Source organism: Kaistia geumhonensis (genome assembly GCF_030815145.1).
In the GTDB taxonomy this organism is placed as follows: Bacteria; Pseudomonadota; Alphaproteobacteria; order Rhizobiales; family Kaistiaceae; genus Kaistia; species Kaistia geumhonensis.
In genome coordinates this window covers 3,169,742-3,185,340 of sequence record NZ_JAUSWJ010000001.1, presented here as the reverse complement: position 1 = coordinate 3,185,340, position 15,599 = coordinate 3,169,742, and the positions used below count along the sequence as shown (strand labels likewise).

Sequence of the window (15,599 nt, the reverse complement as noted above, 5' to 3'; positions counted from 1 at the left end):
CGAAACGGCGCGGCCACCGGCGGCCGCGCGATCAGGGAGAGAGGAGCGGCGGCTCCTCGCTTGAACAATGGCACGCGAACAAGCCAACGCGGCGTTCCAATCCTCGTCTTTCCTCTATGGCGGCAACGCCGCCTATATCGAGGACCTGTACGGGCGGTACGAGAAGGATCCCGCCTCGGTGGATGCCGAGTGGCGGGATTTCTTTTCCGCGCTCAAGGATGACCCGCGCACGGTCGCGGCCGAAGCCCGCGGCGCGACCTGGCAGCGGCCCGACTGGCCGATCCACGCCAATGGCGAGCTCGTCTCGGCCATGGACGGCAACTGGGGCCAGATCGAGAAGATCGTCACCGACAAGCTGAAGGCGAAGGCCGAGGCCGCGGCGAAGACGGCGCCCGCGCCGGCCAACGGCGCCGCGCCCGCCCCCGCCGTCTCCGAGGCGGCGCTGCAGCAGGCGGCGCGCGACAGCGTGCGCGCCATCATGATGATCCGCGCCTACCGCATGCGCGGCCACCTGCATGCCGATCTCGACCCGCTGCATCTCGCGACGGTCGGCGACCACGAGGAACTGCACCCCTCGAGCTACGGCTTCACCGAGGCCGACTACGACCGCAAGATCTTCATCGACCACGTGCTCGGGCTCGAATTCGCCACCATCCCCGAGATGCTGGCGATCCTGAAGCGCACCTATTGCTCGACGCTCGGCGTCGAGTTCATGCACATCTCCGATCCGGCCGAGAAGGCCTGGATCCAGGCGCGCATCGAGGGTCCCGACAAGGCCATCTCCTTCACCAACGAAGGCAAGAAGGCGATCCTCAACAAGCTGGTCGAGGCCGAGGGCTTCGAGAAGTTCCTCGATGTCAAGTTCACCGGCACCAAGCGGTTCGGGCTCGACGGCGGCGAGGCGCTGATCCCGGCGCTCGAGCAGATCATCAAGCGCGGCGGCAATCTCGGCGTGCGCGAGATCGTGCTCGGCATGGCCCATCGCGGCCGCCTCAACGTTCTGACGCAGGTGCTGGCCAAGCCGCATCGCGCCCTGTTCCACGAGTTCAAGGGCGGCTCCTACGCCCCCGACGACGTCGAGGGCTCGGGCGACGTCAAGTATCACCTCGGCGCCTCGTCGGACCGCGAGTTCGACGGCAACAAGGTGCATCTGTCGCTGACCGCCAATCCCTCGCATCTCGAGATCGTCGATCCGGTGGTGCTCGGCAAGGCGCGCGCCAAGCAGGACCAGCGCAAGGACTATGTGCGCTCCGAGGTGCTGCCGCTGCTGATCCACGGCGACGCGGCCTTCGCCGGCCAGGGCGTCGTCGCGGAGTGCTTCGGCCTTTCGGGCCTCAAGGGCCACCGCACCGGCGGCTCGGTGCACTTCATCGTCAACAACCAGATCGGCTTCACGACCAATCCGCGCTTCTCGCGCTCGTCGCCCTATCCCTCCGACGTCGCCAAGATGATCGAGGCGCCGATCTTCCATGTGAACGGCGACGATCCGGAAGCCGTGGTCTATGCGGCCAAGGTGGCGATCGAGTTCCGCCAGCGCTTCCACAAGCCTGTCGTCATCGACATGTTCTGCTATCGCCGCTTCGGTCACAACGAAGGCGACGAGCCGGGCTTCACGCAGCCGCTGATGTACCGGACGATCCGCAGCCATCCGGCGATCGTCGATCTCTATGCCGGCAAGCTGATCGCCGAGGGCCTCGTCACGGCCGAGGAGGTCGAGGAGCTGAAGGCCGCCTGGCGCGCCAAGCTCGAGACCGAGTTCGAGGCCGGCCAGGCCTACAAGCCCAACAAGGCCGACTGGCTGGACGGCGCCTGGTCGGGCCTGAAGGCCGCGCAGGCGGACGATGATCCGCGCCGCGGCAAGACCGGCCTCGAGATCGACGAGCTGAAGCGCATCGGCGCGCGGCTGACCGACATCCCGGCCGATTTCCGCATCCACCGCACGGTCCAGCGCTTCATCGACAATCGCAGGAAGGCGATCGAGACGGGCGTCGGCATCGACTGGGCGACGGCCGAGGCGCTGGCGTTCGCGACCCTCGCCATCGAGGGCCACCATATCCGCCTGTCCGGACAGGACGTGGAGCGCGGCACCTTCTCGCAGCGCCACTCGGTGCTCTACGACCAGGAGACCGAGGAGCGGTTCATCCCGCTCAACAACATCCAGGAAGGCCAGGGCAATTACGAGGTCATCAATTCGATGCTCTCGGAAGAGGCCGTGCTCGGCTTCGAATACGGCTACTCGCTGTCCGATCCGAACACGCTGACCCTGTGGGAAGCGCAGTTCGGCGACTTCGCGAACGGCGCGCAGGTCGTCTTCGACCAGTTCGTCTCGTCGGGCGAGCGCAAGTGGCTGCGCATGTCGGGCCTCGTCTGCCTGCTGCCGCATGGCTATGAGGGCCAGGGTCCCGAGCATTCCTCGGCGCGGCTCGAGCGCTTCCTGCAGATGTGCGCCGAGGACAACATGCAGGTGGCGAACGTCACCACGCCGTCCAACTACTTCCACATCCTGCGCCGCCAGCTGAAGCGCGACATCCGCAAGCCGCTGATCCTGATGACGCCGAAGTCGCTGCTCCGCCACAAGCGGGCGGTGTCGCATATCGCGCAGTTCGGCCCGATCTCGTCCTTCCATCGTCTCCTGTGGGACGATGCCGAGTTCCTGAAGGACCAGGTCATCAAGCTCGCGCCCGACGACAAGATCCGCCGCGTCGTGGTCTGCACCGGCAAGGTCTATTACGATCTCTACGAGGAGCGCGAGAAGCGCGGCATCGACGACGTCTATCTGATGCGCGTCGAGCAGCTCTATCCGTTCCCGCTCAAGGCGCTGGTCGGCGAGTTCGGCCGCTTCAAGAATGCCGAGGTCGTCTGGTGCCAGGAAGAGCCCAAGAACATGGGCGCCTGGTCCTTCGTCGAGCCCAATCTCGAATGGGTGCTCGGCCAGGCCGGCGGCGCTGCGAAGCGCGCCCGCTATGTCGGCCGCCCCGCCTCGGCGGCGACCGCGACCGGGCTCATGTCGAAGCATCTCGCCCAACTCGCGTCCTTCCTCGACGAAGCCTTCGCCTGACGGAGGGCGGCGCAGCGCCGCCCTTCAGACAACCCCATCAACGACGATCCGAACGGCAGAGACCTGGTCATGGCAACCGAAATCCGCGTACCCACCCTCGGCGAATCCGTGACCGAGGCGACGATCGGGCGCTGGTTCAAGAAGGTGGGCGACACCGTCGCTGCCGATGAGCCGCTGGTCGAGCTCGAGACGGACAAGGTCACGATCGAGGTTCCCGCGCCGAGCGCCGGCGTGCTCGAGGCGCAGGAGGCCAAGGACGGCGATACCGTCGGCGTCGGCGCGCTGCTCGGCTCGATCGCCGAGGGCGGTGCCGGTGCTGCCGCGAAGCCCGCGGCCAAGCCCGCGGAGCCTGCGAAGGCTGCCGAGCCGGCCAAGGCCGCCGAGCCCGTCAAGGCGGCGCCCGCCGCCGCGCCGGCAAAGCCCGTCACGGCCGACGCGAACGGCCCGGCCGTCGCCAAGCTCGCCGCCGAGAGCGGCGTCGATGTCGGCGGCGTCGCCGGTTCCGGCAAGGACGGCCGCGTCACCAAGGGCGACCTGATCGCCGCCATCGAGCGCGGCCCGGCGCCAGCCGCCGCGCCGGCGCCCGCCGCTCCGCGCGCGCCCTCGCCGGCCGACGACGCCTCGCGCGAGGAGCGCGTGCGCATGACCAAGCTGCGCCAGACGATCGCGCGCCGCCTCAAGGACGCACAGAACACCGCTGCCATGCTGACGACCTTCAACGAGGTCGACATGGGCGCGGTCATGGCGCTGCGTTCGCAGTACAAGGACGTGTTCGAGAAGAAGCACGGCGCCAAGCTCGGCTTCATGGGCTTCTTCGTGAAGGCGGTGATCCAGGCGCTGAAGGACATCCCGGCGGTGAACGCCGAGATCGACGGCTCCGATCTCGTCTACAAGAACTACTACCACATCGGCATCGCGGTCGGGACCGACAAGGGCCTCGTCGTTCCGGTGGTGCGCGATGCCGACCAGCTCTCGCTCGCCGGCATCGAGAAGACCATCGCCGGCTATGGCAAGCGCGCCCGTGACGGGCAGCTGAAGATCGAGGAGATGCAGGGTGGCACCTTCACGATCACCAATGGCGGCATCTACGGCTCGCTGATGTCGACGCCGATCCTCAACGCGCCGCAGTCCGGCATCCTCGGCATGCACAAGATCCAGGAGCGGCCGATGGTGGTCGGCGGCAAGATCGAGATCCGCCCGATGATGTATCTGGCGCTCTCCTACGATCACCGCGTCGTCGACGGCAAGGAAGCCGTGACCTTCCTCGTCCGCGTCAAGGAGAGCCTGGAAGACCCGCAGCGCCTGATCCTCGATCTTTAAGCGCCGCCTTTCGGACGCCGCCCCGGCGGCACGCCGGATGTCAGCCAGCCGCTGAGCCAAGAGTCAGAAACGAATGTCCTACGACCTCATCGTCATCGGTTCCGGTCCGGGCGGCTATGTCTGCGCGGTCAAGGCGGCGCAGCTCGGCCTCAAGGTCGCGGTCGTCGAGAAGCGCGCCACCTATGGCGGAACCTGCCTCAATATCGGCTGCATCCCGTCGAAGGCGCTGCTGCATGCCTCGGAGCGGTTCGACGAGGTCGGCCATCTCGGCGCGCTCGGCGTGAAGGTCGGCCCGGCCGAGCTCGACCTGCCGGCGATGCTCGCCCACAAGGACGCGACTGTGAAGTCGAATGTCGACGGCGTCGCCTATCTCTTCAAGAAGAACAAGATCGACGGCATCATCGGCACGGGCAGGATCCTCGCGACGGGCAAGGTCGAAGTGACCAAGGCCGATGGCGCGACCGAGGTGCTGGAGACGAAGGCGATCGTCATCGCCACCGGCTCCGACTCCGCGCCGCTCCCCGGCGTCACGATCGACGAGACGCGCGTCGTCACCTCGACCGGCGCGCTGGAGCTTTCCAGCGTCCCGAAGAAGCTGATCGTCGTCGGCGCCGGCGTGATCGGCCTCGAGCTCGGCTCGGTGTGGCGGCGCCTCGGCGCCGAGGTCACGGTCGTCGAGTTCCTCGACCGCATCCTGCCGGGCATGGACGGCGAGGTGGTGAAGCAGTTCCAGCGCATGTTGCAGAAGCAGGGCATCGCCTTCCGCCTCGGCACCAAGGTCACCTCCGTCGACGCCAGCGGCGAGTCCCTCAAGGTCTCGGTCGAGCCGGTGAAGGAAGGCGGGAGCGCCGAGGTTCTGGACGCCGACGTCGTGCTCGTCGCGATCGGACGCCGTCCCTATACCGAAGGTCTCGGCCTCGCCGAGGCCGGCGTCGCGCTCGACGAGCGCCGCCGCGTCAAGGTCGACGCGCATTACCAGACGAATGTGCCGGGCATCTATGCGATCGGCGACGTCATCGCCGGCCCTATGCTCGCCCACAAGGCCGAGGACGAGGGCGTGGCGCTGGCCGAGATCCTGGCCGGCCAGGCGGGGCATGTGAACTACGGGGCCATTCCCGCCGTCGTCTACACCAATCCCGAGATCGCCTCGGTGGGCGCCACCGAGGAAGAGCTGAAGGCGGCCGGCATCGACTACAAGATCGGCAAGTTCCCCTTCTCGGCCAATGGCCGCGCCCGCGCGATGCTGCAGACCGAGGGCTTCGTCAAGATCCTCTCGGACGCCAAGACGGACCGCGTGCTCGGCGGCCATATCGTCGGCACGGGCGCCGGCGAGATGATCCACGAGATCGTGGTGCTGATGGAATTCGCCGGATCGGCCGAGGATCTCGGCCGCACGACGCACGCGCATCCGACCATGTCGGAAAGCGTCAAGGAAGCGGCGCTTGCCGCCTGGACCAAGCCGATCCACATGTGATCGGCCTTGGCCCCGCTCATTCGAGCGGGACCCCGCGTGTCTCCACATCGATGAGGCTCGCCGCCATGGCGCCGAGCGCGAGCATGGCGGCGAACATCGCCAGCGCCGCCGTGAAGCTGAAGCCGACGACGAGCCCAACGGCCGTCGGCGCCAGCAGGCCGCCGAGGCGCGCCATGGCCCCGGCCGCCCCCATGCCGCTGGCGCGCAGCGATGTCGGGTAGAGTTCCGGCGTGAAGGCATAGAGCGCGCCCCATGTGCCGAGCAGCGCGAAGCTCATGAGCAGCATCGCCGCCGCGATCGGGCCGGGATCCGACAAAACGGCATAGAGGAAGCAGCCGACCGCCGAGAGCAGCATGAAGGCGATCAGCGTCGGCTTGCGGCCGAAGCGCTCGACGCCATAGGCCGCCAGCGCATAGCCGGGCAATTGCGCCAGCGCGAGCAGCACGAGAAAGCCGTAGCCGCGCACGAAGCCGTGCCCCTCGCTGACCAGCCGGCCCGGCAGCCAGGTGAAGACGCCGTAATAGGCGACGGAGACGAGCAGCCACACCGCGAGGATGAGGCTGCTGCGCCGGCCGAGCGGCGCGACGAACAGCGCCGAAAAAGGCGGGTTGGGCGTCGGCGGCGGCACGAGGAGCGGCCCCTCCGGCGGCCGGCCGACATTCTCGTCGGCGATGCGGGCGATCACGGCCCGCGCTTCCTCCACCCGCCCGCTCCGCGCCAGGAAATAGGGCGACTCGGGGACGAGCAGGCGGAGCCCGATGCCGATCGCCGCCGGGATGGCGGTCATGATGAAGACGAAGCGCCAGGGCTCGGCGAAGCCGGAGGCGGAGGCGTACCAGGCGGCGAGCGCCACGGCGAGCGTGCCGACCGCCCAGAAGCCCTCGAGCGCCACCAGCCAGCGGCCGCGGCGGCTCGGCGGCAGGAACTCGGCCATCAGCGCATAGTCGACGGGAAGCGTGCCGCCGACGGCGATGCCGGTGAGAAGACGCAGCACGATCAGGATGGGAAAGCTCGGCGCGAAGGCGGAGGCGAGGCCGAAGACGGCATCGGCCAGCACCGTGAAGACGAGAAGGTTGCGGCGGCCGATGCGGTCGGCAAGCCGGCCGAGCAGCGCCGCGCCGAGCAGCATGCCGACGAAGAACGCCGTGCCGACCTGCAGCGCCGCCGGAACCGTGAGGCCGAAACTCGCCGCGATCGACGGCGCGGTGAAGCCGATGGCGATGACCTGCATCGCATCCGCCGCCCAGACGAGACCGAAGATGCCGATGAGCTTCAGGTGGAACGGACCGGTGCCCGCCGCTTCCAGCGCGGCCTCGATCCCCATGCCGCGCGTGCGCGCACCAGACGCCATGCCCCTGCCCTCTTCGCTTGAATGGACCGCAGTCTCGCCGCTTCGCCGCGCCGAGGCAACCGCGGAAGAAACGCTCCGGGCTACGCATCGGTTCGCGCGAAAAGCACGGGATCGGACCGCTGGGAATGGCTCGGGGCGGCCGCCCGGACCGCGCGGGCTTGATCTTCGCGCCGGATGCCACTAACCAGACCGCCCCTCCCGTCAACCCGCCCCCAATCCGGAGCAGCGTCATGACCGCCTGCGGCCTCGATTTCGGCACGTCCAACTCGACGCTCGGGCTCGCCGCCGCCGAGCCGGCGCTCGTCGCGCTCGAAGGCGACTCGGTGACACTGCCGAGCGCCATCTTCTATTCGAAGGAAGCGGCGCCCCGCGTCGGCCGGGCGGCGATCCGCGCCTATGTCGACGGCGAGGACGGACGGCTGATGCGCAGCCTCAAATCCGTGCTCGGCAATCCGCTGATCGACGAGACGACGCAGGTCGGCCGGAGCCGCGTCGGCTTCCGCTCGGTCATCGCCCATTTCGTCGCCGTCATGAAGCGGCGGGCGGAGGCCGTGGCCGACCGCTCGCTGGATGCGGTCGTGCATGGGCGGCCGGTGCATTTCGTCGACGACGACGCGGCCGGAGACCGCAAGGCGGAGGAGGTGCTCGGCGCCATCGCCCGCGAAGTCGGCTTCGGCGAGGTCTCGTTCCAGTACGAGCCGATCGCCGCGGCGCTCGACTATGAGCGGCAGGTGAACGGCGAGGAGATCGCGCTCATCGCCGATATCGGCGGCGGCACCTCGGACTTCTCGATCGTCCGCATCGGCCCGGAGCGGCGCGGCAGGGCGGATCGCGGCGACGACATCCTCGCCAATGACGGCGTCCGGATCGGCGGCACGGACTTCGACCGCCAGCTCAGCCTCGGCACGGTGATGCCGCTGCTCGGCTATCGCAGCGCCATGAAGCGCGAGGGATTGCCCGTCCCCTCCGGCTATTTCCACGACCTCGCGACCTGGTCGACGATCAACCGGCTCTATGAGCGCGGCGTGACGAAGTCGTTGCAGGAAGTGCGCCGCGAGGCACGCCATCCCGAACTCATCGAGCGGCTGCAGCATGTGATCGCCGAACGCGGCGGCCACCGCCTTGCCATCGAGGTCGAGGCGGCGAAGATCGTCCTCTCCGATGTCGCGACCGCCGATATCCCGCTCGACTGGATCGAGAGCTCGCTGGCGGCGCGGATGACCCGCGATACGCTGGTCGCCGAGACGGCGAACCTCGCCGACGGCATCGCCCGCCGCGTCGGGATCTGCCTGGCGATGGCCGGGCTGAAGCCGGAAGCCGTCGATGCCGTCTTCCTCACCGGCGGCTCGACGCGGCTCGCCCATGTCCGCAAGGCGATCCTCGCCGCCCTGCCGGAGGCGCGTCCCGTCGACGGCGACACTTTCGGATCGGTCGGCATGGGGCTCACCATCGAGGCGGCGCGCCGCTACGGCACCGCCTGAGCCTCGGAGCCGAGCGGCTCCAGCACCACGAGCTTCAGTTCGGGGTGCAGCGCCGGCTGGAGGGTCGTCTGGCGAAAGGCGAGATGGCCCCGGACCGGATGGTCGAAGAGGCGCAGCCCGCCTTCCCGGTCGACCACCGCCTGCTCGTCCCAGGCCTCGGCGAAGAGCGGGCTTTGCGCGGCGAGGTCGGCCACGAGCGCCTTCATTTCCGGCGCAGCCAGATGACGGCGATAATCGGCGCGGAATTCGGCCGCGACGCGCCGCGCGCGCGTCTCGAAATCGCGGATCAGCCGCCGGGCCGCCGGATCGAGGAAGATGAAGCGCAGCAGGTTGCGCTCGGTGCCGTCGAGCCAGCCGGCGAAGAGCCGTGCGGCGGCGGCGTTGAAGGCGCGCGCCGTCCATGTGCGGTCGATGAGATAGGCGGGGAAGGCGATGGCACCGACGATCGCCGCCAGCCCCTCGGCGAGTTCGCCGCCCTCGCCCGGCTGTTCCTCGGGATCGGCGCGGCCGCCGAGACCGAAGAGATAGGCCCGCTCGGCCACGGTCAGCCGCATGGCGCGCGCGAGCCGCGCCAGCGCCGGGGCGGAGATCGAGACGTCGCGCCCCTGTTCGATCCAGGCGAGCCACGTGGCGCTGACGCCGGCGAGCTGCGCCAGCTCCTCCCGGCGAAGGCCCGGCGTGCGCCGCCGCCGGCCGGGATCGAGCCCGAAGGAAAGCGGTTGCAGCCGCGCGCGATGGGCCCGTACGAAATCCCCCAGCGCGTGCCGCCTCGTCGCGATCGATCCGTCCATGGTGGCGCTTATAACAGGATAAACTCGCATCTGGTAACAGGGTAAGCGCCGCAGTACCGATAGCAGGCAGCGCGGAACGCCGCGCGCTCCACCACGGAACCGACCATCATGACCGAGAAGACCCAAGCAGCCGTGCCGCCGGCGCGCCAGGCGGCGAGCCAGTCCACGAGCCAGGCCGAGCTGGCCGCGCGGCAGTTCGGCAGCCAGGCGGACGCCTATGTCGCGAGCCGCGTCCACGCCGAAGGCGGCGACATCGCCGAGCTCGCGGCGCTGGTCCAGCCGGGAGCGCGCGTCCTCGACCTCGGCTGCGGCGGCGGTCATGTCTCCTATGCCGCGGCGGCAAGCGCCGGCGCGGTGACCGCCTACGACCTCTCGGGCGACATGCTGGCCGCGGTAAGGCGCGAGGCGGCGGCCCGCGGGCTCGCCAATATCGAGACGGCGCAGGGCCCCGCCGAGCGGCTGCCCTTTGCCGACGAGAGCTTCGACGTCGTGCTCTGCCGCTTCACCGCCCATCACTGGCAGGATGTCCGGGCCGGGTTGCGCGAGGCGCGGCGCGTGCTGAAGAAGGGCGGCGTCGCCGGATTCGCCGATGTCGTGGCGCCGGAGCAGCCGGTGTTCGACACCTTCCTGCAGACCTTCGAGATGCTGCGCGACCCCTCCCACGTCCGCGACTATTCCAGCGCGGAATGGGTGAGCTTCGCCGCCGAGGCCGGGTTCAGCACGACGGCGCTGACCCGCCGGCGCCTGCCGCTCGATTATGCCGCCTGGATCGCCCGCATGCGCACGCCGCCGGTGCTCGCCGACGCGATCCGCGCCCTGCAGGCGGCCGTCTCCGACGATGTCCGGCGCTATTTCGAGGTGGCGGATGACGGCAGCTTCGTCATCGACACCGCCGTCTTCACGCTGCGGCCGCTCTGAGGACGGTCAGCGCCGTGCGCGGGGATGCGTCTCCTCGAAGACCGCGAGGAGACGCTCGGTGTCGACGCCGGTATAGATCTGCGTCGTGGAGAGGCTGGCATGGCCGAGCAGCTCCTGGATGGCACGCAGATCGCCGCCGCCCGCGAGAAGATGCGTCGCGAAGGAATGGCGCAGCGCATGCGGCGTCGCGCTGTCGGGGAGCCCGAGCGCGCCGCGCATGCGGGCCATCGCCAGCTGGATGATGCGCGGCGAAAGGGGCCCGCCGCGCACCCCGAGGAAGAGCGGCCCGTCAGCCTTTGGCGCGAAGGGCGAGAGCCGCAGATAGGTGGCGATCGCCTCGGCGACGACCGGCAGCACCGGCACGAGCCGCGTCTTGCCGCCCTTGCCGGTGACGCGCAGCACGCCCTCTCCGGCGAGCGGCGCATCGGCCCGGCGGATGCCGAGCGCTTCCGAGATGCGCAGCCCCGAGCCATAACAGAGCGCCAGCACCGCCGCGTTGCGCGCCGCGACCCAGGGCGTCTCGTCGAGCTGCTCATCGGCCTCGGTGACCCGCACCGCCTGGTCGGCGGTGAGCGGCTTCGGCAGCGTCTTCGGCTGGCGCGGGGTGCGCATGGCGCGGAAGGCGGCGCCGTTGGCGAGGCCGTCGCGTTCCAGAAAGGCGATGAAGGACCGGATTCCGGCAAGACCGCGCGCCAGCGTCCGCGCGCCGGCCCCCTCGCGCCGCCGGCTGGCCATGAAGCCGCGGATATCGGCCATGCGCAGATCGGCGAGATCGGCAATCCCCGGCGGATTGCCGATATGCAGCGTCACGAAGGAAAGGAACTGCCGCAGGTCGCGGCCATAGGCTTCCAGCGTCTTTCCCGACAGCCGCCGCTCGCCGCGCAGATGTTCCTCCCACGCATCGATCCGCTCGAGCGTGTCAGGGGCGGCGAAGACGAGAGGCGGCGCGTCGGGCATCCGCCGATCATGTGGCCCGCGATCCTTAACCGCGGCTTAAGCCTAAAGCAGCGTGCCGAAGGCGTTGCCGGCAGCCAGCGCCATGGCCGGCCAGAGGCTTCGGCTGCGGTCACGCAAAATGGCGGCGATCAGGGCGATGAAGAAGATGATGACGAGCATGCCGGGCTCGACGCCAAAGCCGCCGCCGATGAAGAAGCTGGGTACCCGGAAGAGGGTCACGGCGATGCCGGTGACCCCGATGGCGAGGCGCGATCCGGCGAGTTCCGTCAGCCGGGTCTGCAGGACGCCGTGGAAGAGCAGCGCGTTCACCACGACGCCGGCGACGATCCAGATATGGATTTCCGGCGGAAGCTCGTAGAGCAGGCCGCTCGCGGGCCGGCCGACCTGGATGCGGATCGCGTGCCAGGCGAAGACGCCGACGAAGGCGGCGAGTGTGATGGCGACGCGCGGCGGATCGATCGGAAGAAGGCCGAGCCAGCGGGCCGGCTGCGGCGGCCTCTGCCAGACGATGTAGAGCGCGATGGCGCCGATCCACAGCAGGATCGGCCAGAGCTGGCGCGCCCACTGATCGCCGGGCGGCAGGGTGCGCATCCAGACGACGGAGAGGCACCAGACGAGAAAGAGCCCTCCGAACAACGCCGCGAGCGGCAGCGCGGCGGCGAAAGGCGGCGTGGCAGGCGGTTTGGGTGACGTCGAATCGGCCATGCGAGCACGCTAGCTCATTTCGGCGCCGGGTCATCGCTCCCGGCGGCAGGATCCGGCGGCTCGGGCACCGGCGCGCCGGTCGCCGCGAGCGCGACGATGCCCGCGATCCGGCCTGCGCGGGCCAGCCGGCCGGCGGACGGTCCGCCGGCCTCGGGCGCCGCGCCAGCGACACGATTGGCGAAGGCGACGAGATGGCCGAGCCACAACAGGACGCCGACGACGGCCAGCGCCGCCGTGAACGGGACGGAGATGCGATCTCCCCCGACCGGCAGCAGGCAGGCGAGCGCGAAGGCGGCGAGCCCGGCGATGGCGATGACGAAGGCCTGCTGAATGAGCCGGGCGCTCGCCCCGAAGCGAATCAGGACATCGGGGATGCCGGGGACCGGCCGCTTCGGGCGCATGCAGACTCCGTCGAGGTCGACATCGTTTTCCCAGGACCGGCTCGTGCGGCCATGTCCTGCGATCGTCTCCCCCTCGGGAGGCCGCCGCCCCTGCGGGCGCCCGCCTCTCGCATCATATAGCCAAAGCCGGCCGCGAGAGGCATAGTCCCGGCCATGTCCGAGACACCCACGCCTCCCTCCGCCGGCACTTTGCAGCGCCCCGTCGCCGCCGGCGATCACGTCTTCCTCGTGGACGGATCGTCATACATCTTCCGCGCCTATCATGCGCTGCCGCCGCTGACGCGCAAGTCCGACGGCCTGCCTGTCGGTGCGGTTTCCGGCTTCTGCAACATGCTTTGGAAGCTTCTGAAGGAAGCCAACGAGGTCGGCGTCCGCCCGACGCATCTTGCGGTCGTCCTCGACCACTCCGCCACAACCTTCCGCAATGCGATCTACCCACTCTACAAGGCGCAGCGGCCCGATCCGCCGGAGGACCTGCGGCCGCAGTTCTCGCTGATTCGCCACGCGGTGCAGGCCTTCAACGTCGCCTGCGTCGAGCAGGAAGGCTTCGAGGCCGACGATCTCATCGCCACTTATGCGGACCAGGCCGTCGCGGCCGGCGCCGACGTCACGATCGTTTCGTCCGACAAGGACCTGATGCAGCTGATCCGGCCCGGCGTCGTGATGCTCGACACCATGAAGGGCAAGACGATCGGCCGCGACGAGGTGATCGAGAAGTTCGGCGTGCCGCCCGAGAAGGTCGTCGACGTCCAGTCGCTCGCCGGCGACAGCATCGACAACGTGCCCGGCGTTCCCGGCATCGGCATCAAGACCGCCGCGCAGCTGATCGAGACCTATGGCGACCTGGAAAGCCTGCTCGCCGCGGCGGGCGAGATCAAGCAGCCGAAGCGGCGCGAGGCGCTGATCGCCAATGCCGAGCAGGCCCGCATCTCGATGCGGCTGGTGACGCTCGACACCGCCGTGCCGCTGACGGTGCCGATCGACCAGCTGGTCGTGCGCGCGGTGGACGGGGCGCGGCTCATCCGCTTCCTCAAGGCGATGGAGTTCTCGACGCTGACCGGCCGCGTCGCCGCGGCGACCGGCGTCGAACAGTCGAAGGTCGATCCCGATTTCGCCCTCGCCGCCGCTTCCGCGCGGACCGGCGAGGCCGAGGCCGGCTCTTCGCCGGGCGGCGAACCCTTGCCTGAGGGAAGCCTGGCGGCGGCCTCCGTGGCGCTCGCCGAGACCGTGGCTGGGCTCACGCCCTCGGCGCTCGCCGCCGCCCGCGCCGACGCGGCCCGTGCGTCACCCGTCGACCGCTCTACCTACGAGACCGTGACCAGCCTCGAGCAGCTCGTCGGCTGGGTCCGGCGCGCGAGCGAACGGGGCGTCGTCGCCGTCGACACGGAGACGACCTCGCTCGATCCGATGCAGGCCGAGCTCGTGGGCGTCTCGCTGGCCGTCGGGCCCGGCGAGGCCTGCTACATCCCGCTCGCCCATCGCGGCGCCGGCGACGGTCTCTTCAACGAAGGCATTCTCGAAGGGCAGATCCCGCTTCGGGCGGCGCTCGACGCGCTTAAGCCGATGCTCGAGGACCGCGCGGTCCTCAAGGTGGCGCAGAACCTCAAATATGACTGGCTGATCCTCGCCCGCTACGGCATCGAGATCGCGCCCTATGACGACACGATGCTGATCTCCTACGTGCTCGATGCCGGCCGCGGGCCGCACGGCATGGACCCGCTCTCGGAGAAGTGGCTCGGCCATACGCCGATCACCTTCGACGACGTGACCGGCAAGGGCAAGGCGCGCATTACCTTCGACCGCGTGGCGATCGACCGCGCCACGGCCTATGCCGCCGAGGACGCCGACGTGACGCTGCGCCTGTGGCAGGTGCTGAAGCCACGCCTTGCCGCCGAGGGCATGGCGAACGTCTACGAGACGCTGGAGCGGCCGATGATCCCGGTCCTCTCGGCCATGGAGCGGCGCGGCATCTCGATCGACCGCGGCATGCTCTCGCGCCTTTCGGGCGACTTCGCGCAGGCCGCGGCGGGGCTCGAGGACGAGATCCACAAGCTGGCCGGCCAGCCCTTCAACATCGGATCGCCGAAGCAGCTCGGCGATATCCTGTTCGGCGTCATGGGCCTGCCCGGCGCGACTAAGACGGCGACCGGCGCCTGGGCAACTGGGGCCAGCATCCTCGAGGAACTCGCCGAGCAGGGCTACGAGCTGCCGCAGCGGATCCTGGAATGGCGCCAGCTGACCAAGCTGCGCTCGACCTATACCGACGCCCTCCCCTCCTACCAGCATCCGGAGACGGACCGCGTCCACACCTCCTACGCGCTGGCGGCGACGACGACCGGACGCCTGTCGTCGTCGGAGCCCAACCTGCAGAACATTCCCGTCCGCACCGAGGCCGGCCGCAAGATCCGCCGCGCCTTCGTCGCCGCGCCGGGCACGAAGCTCGTTTCGGCCGACTATTCGCAGATCGAACTGCGGCTGCTCGCCGAGATCGCCGACATCCCGGCGCTGCGCCAGGCTTTCCGCGACGGCCTCGACATCCATGCGCTCACCGCGTCCGAGATGTTCGGCGTGCCGGTGGAAGGCATGCCGTCGGAGGTTCGGCGGCGCGCCAAGGCGATCAATTTCGGCATCATCTACGGCATCTCGGCCTTCGGCCTCGCCAACCAACTCGGCATCGGCCGCGAGGAAGCGGGCGCCTATATCAAGCGCTATTTCGAGCGCTTCCCCGGCATCCGCGCCTATATGGACGAGACGCGGCGCTTCTGCCGCGAGCACGGCTTCGTCACCACGCTGTTCGGCCGCCGCTGCCACTACCCCGAGATCAATTCGAAGAACCCGTCGGTCCGCGCCTTCAACGAGCGCGCCTCGATCAATGCAAGGCTTCAGGGAACGGCTGCCGACATCATCCGCCGCGCCATGATCCGCGTCGCGCCGGCGCTGGAGGCGGCGCGGCTCAATGCCCGCATGCTGTTGCAGGTGCATGACGAGCTGATCTTCGAGGTGCCCGAGGACGAGGTCGACGCGACGGTGCCGCTGGTCACCCAGATCATGGAGAAGGCCCCGGAACCGGCCGTGGCGCTGCATGTCCCGCTCAAGGTCGACGCCCGCGCCGCCGACAACTGGGACGAGGCGCACTGAGGCGC

General features: G+C 69.4%; 11 protein-coding genes. 6 read left to right on the top strand and 5 right to left on the bottom strand.

Annotation, left to right across the window (positions count from 1 at the left end; all coding sequences use genetic code 11):
• The first annotated feature begins 67 nt into the window (after positions 1–67).
• The 3 genes from QO015_RS15075 to lpdA all read left to right on the top strand — a co-directional run bounded on the left by QO015_RS15075 (position 68) and on the right by lpdA (position 5,852).
• A complete protein-coding gene (locus QO015_RS15075) occupies positions 68–3,058 on the top strand; it encodes a 2-oxoglutarate dehydrogenase E1 component (RefSeq protein WP_266278456.1) in 2,991 nt (996 codons plus the stop codon).
• Positions 3,059–3,127: 69 nt separating this feature from the next.
• Entirely contained in the window at positions 3,128–4,378 is a 1,251-nt protein-coding gene (gene odhB, locus QO015_RS15070) for a 2-oxoglutarate dehydrogenase complex dihydrolipoyllysine-residue succinyltransferase (RefSeq protein ID WP_266278457.1), read from the top strand.
• A gap of 73 nt (positions 4,379–4,451) precedes the next feature.
• On the top strand, positions 4,452–5,852 hold the full coding sequence (gene lpdA / locus QO015_RS15065) for a dihydrolipoyl dehydrogenase (protein WP_266278458.1): 1,401 nt from the start codon (positions 4,452–4,454) through the stop codon (positions 5,850–5,852).
• Positions 5,853–5,868: 16 nt separating this feature from the next.
• Here lpdA and QO015_RS15060 read toward each other — a convergent pair whose 3' ends face one another.
• The gene (locus QO015_RS15060) at positions 5,869–7,203 is read right to left on the bottom strand and encodes an MFS transporter (RefSeq protein WP_266278459.1); all 1,335 of its coding nucleotides are present in this window, start codon (positions 7,201–7,203) and stop codon (positions 5,869–5,871) included.
• 230 nt (positions 7,204–7,433) lie between these two features.
• Between QO015_RS15060 and QO015_RS15055 the strand changes: the two genes are divergently transcribed.
• Positions 7,434–8,684 (top strand): Hsp70 family protein, encoded by a 1,251-nt coding sequence (locus tag QO015_RS15055; protein ID WP_266278460.1) that lies wholly within the window; start codon positions 7,434–7,436, stop codon positions 8,682–8,684.
• Here QO015_RS15055 and QO015_RS15050 read toward each other — a convergent pair.
• Entirely contained in the window at positions 8,669–9,475 is an 807-nt protein-coding gene (locus QO015_RS15050; protein WP_266278461.1) for an MmyB family transcriptional regulator, read from the bottom strand. The two genes, QO015_RS15055 and QO015_RS15050, sit on opposite strands and share 16 nt — an antisense overlap.
• Before the next feature lie 108 nt (positions 9,476–9,583).
• Here QO015_RS15050 and QO015_RS15045 point away from each other — a divergent pair, with 108 nt between their 5' ends.
• Complete coding sequence (locus tag QO015_RS15045) at positions 9,584–10,393, top strand: class I SAM-dependent methyltransferase (protein WP_266278462.1); 810 nt, start codon at positions 9,584–9,586, stop codon at positions 10,391–10,393.
• A 6-nt stretch (positions 10,394–10,399) separates the two neighbouring features.
• On the opposite strand, the gene QO015_RS15040 is transcribed toward QO015_RS15045, so the two are convergent.
• From QO015_RS15040 to QO015_RS15030, 3 genes are read right to left on the bottom strand one after another with little or no spacing between them, the layout of a single operon-like run.
• The gene (locus QO015_RS15040; RefSeq protein ID WP_266278463.1) at positions 10,400–11,350 is read right to left on the bottom strand and encodes a tyrosine recombinase XerC; all 951 of its coding nucleotides are present in this window, start codon (positions 11,348–11,350) and stop codon (positions 10,400–10,402) included.
• A 42-nt stretch (positions 11,351–11,392) separates the two neighbouring features.
• Positions 11,393–12,055 carry a CPBP family glutamic-type intramembrane protease gene (locus tag QO015_RS15035; protein WP_266278464.1) on the bottom strand — a complete coding sequence of 221 codons (663 nt, stop codon included), beginning with the start codon at positions 12,053–12,055 and terminating at the stop codon, positions 11,393–11,395.
• Positions 12,056–12,069: 14 nt separating this feature from the next.
• Positions 12,070–12,456 carry a hypothetical protein gene (locus tag QO015_RS15030; RefSeq protein ID WP_266278465.1) on the bottom strand — a complete coding sequence of 129 codons (387 nt, stop codon included), beginning with the start codon at positions 12,454–12,456 and terminating at the stop codon, positions 12,070–12,072.
• A 153-nt stretch (positions 12,457–12,609) separates the two neighbouring features.
• On the opposite strand from QO015_RS15030, the gene polA reads away from it, so the two are divergent.
• On the top strand, positions 12,610–15,594 hold the full coding sequence (polA, locus tag QO015_RS15025) for a DNA polymerase I (protein ID WP_266278466.1): 2,985 nt from the start codon (positions 12,610–12,612) through the stop codon (positions 15,592–15,594).
• Positions 15,595–15,599 lie beyond the last annotated feature (5 nt).

Bases quoted from the DNA above. Each gene is read 5' to 3' on its own strand.
- QO015_RS15040 (WP_266278463.1), bottom strand. From the start codon at position 11,350: ATGCCCGACGCGCCGCCTCTCGTCTTCGCCGCCCCTGACACGCTCGAG.
- lpdA (WP_266278458.1), top strand. From the start codon at position 4,452: ATGTCCTACGACCTCATCGTCATCGGTTCCGGTCCGGGCGGCTATGTC.
- QO015_RS15055 (WP_266278460.1), top strand. From the start codon at position 7,434: ATGACCGCCTGCGGCCTCGATTTCGGCACGTCCAACTCGACGCTCGGG.
- QO015_RS15035 (WP_266278464.1), bottom strand. From the start codon at position 12,055: ATGGCCGATTCGACGTCACCCAAACCGCCTGCCACGCCGCCTTTCGCC.
- polA (WP_266278466.1), top strand. From the start codon at position 12,610: ATGTCCGAGACACCCACGCCTCCCTCCGCCGGCACTTTGCAGCGCCCC.
- odhB (WP_266278457.1), top strand. From the start codon at position 3,128: ATGGCAACCGAAATCCGCGTACCCACCCTCGGCGAATCCGTGACCGAG.
- QO015_RS15060 (WP_266278459.1), bottom strand. From the start codon at position 7,203: ATGGCGTCTGGTGCGCGCACGCGCGGCATGGGGATCGAGGCCGCGCTG.
- QO015_RS15075 (WP_266278456.1), top strand. From the start codon at position 68: ATGGCACGCGAACAAGCCAACGCGGCGTTCCAATCCTCGTCTTTCCTC.
- QO015_RS15030 (WP_266278465.1), bottom strand. From the start codon at position 12,456: ATGCGCCCGAAGCGGCCGGTCCCCGGCATCCCCGATGTCCTGATTCGC.
- QO015_RS15045 (WP_266278462.1), top strand. From the start codon at position 9,584: ATGACCGAGAAGACCCAAGCAGCCGTGCCGCCGGCGCGCCAGGCGGCG.
- QO015_RS15050 (WP_266278461.1), bottom strand. From the start codon at position 9,475: ATGGACGGATCGATCGCGACGAGGCGGCACGCGCTGGGGGATTTCGTA.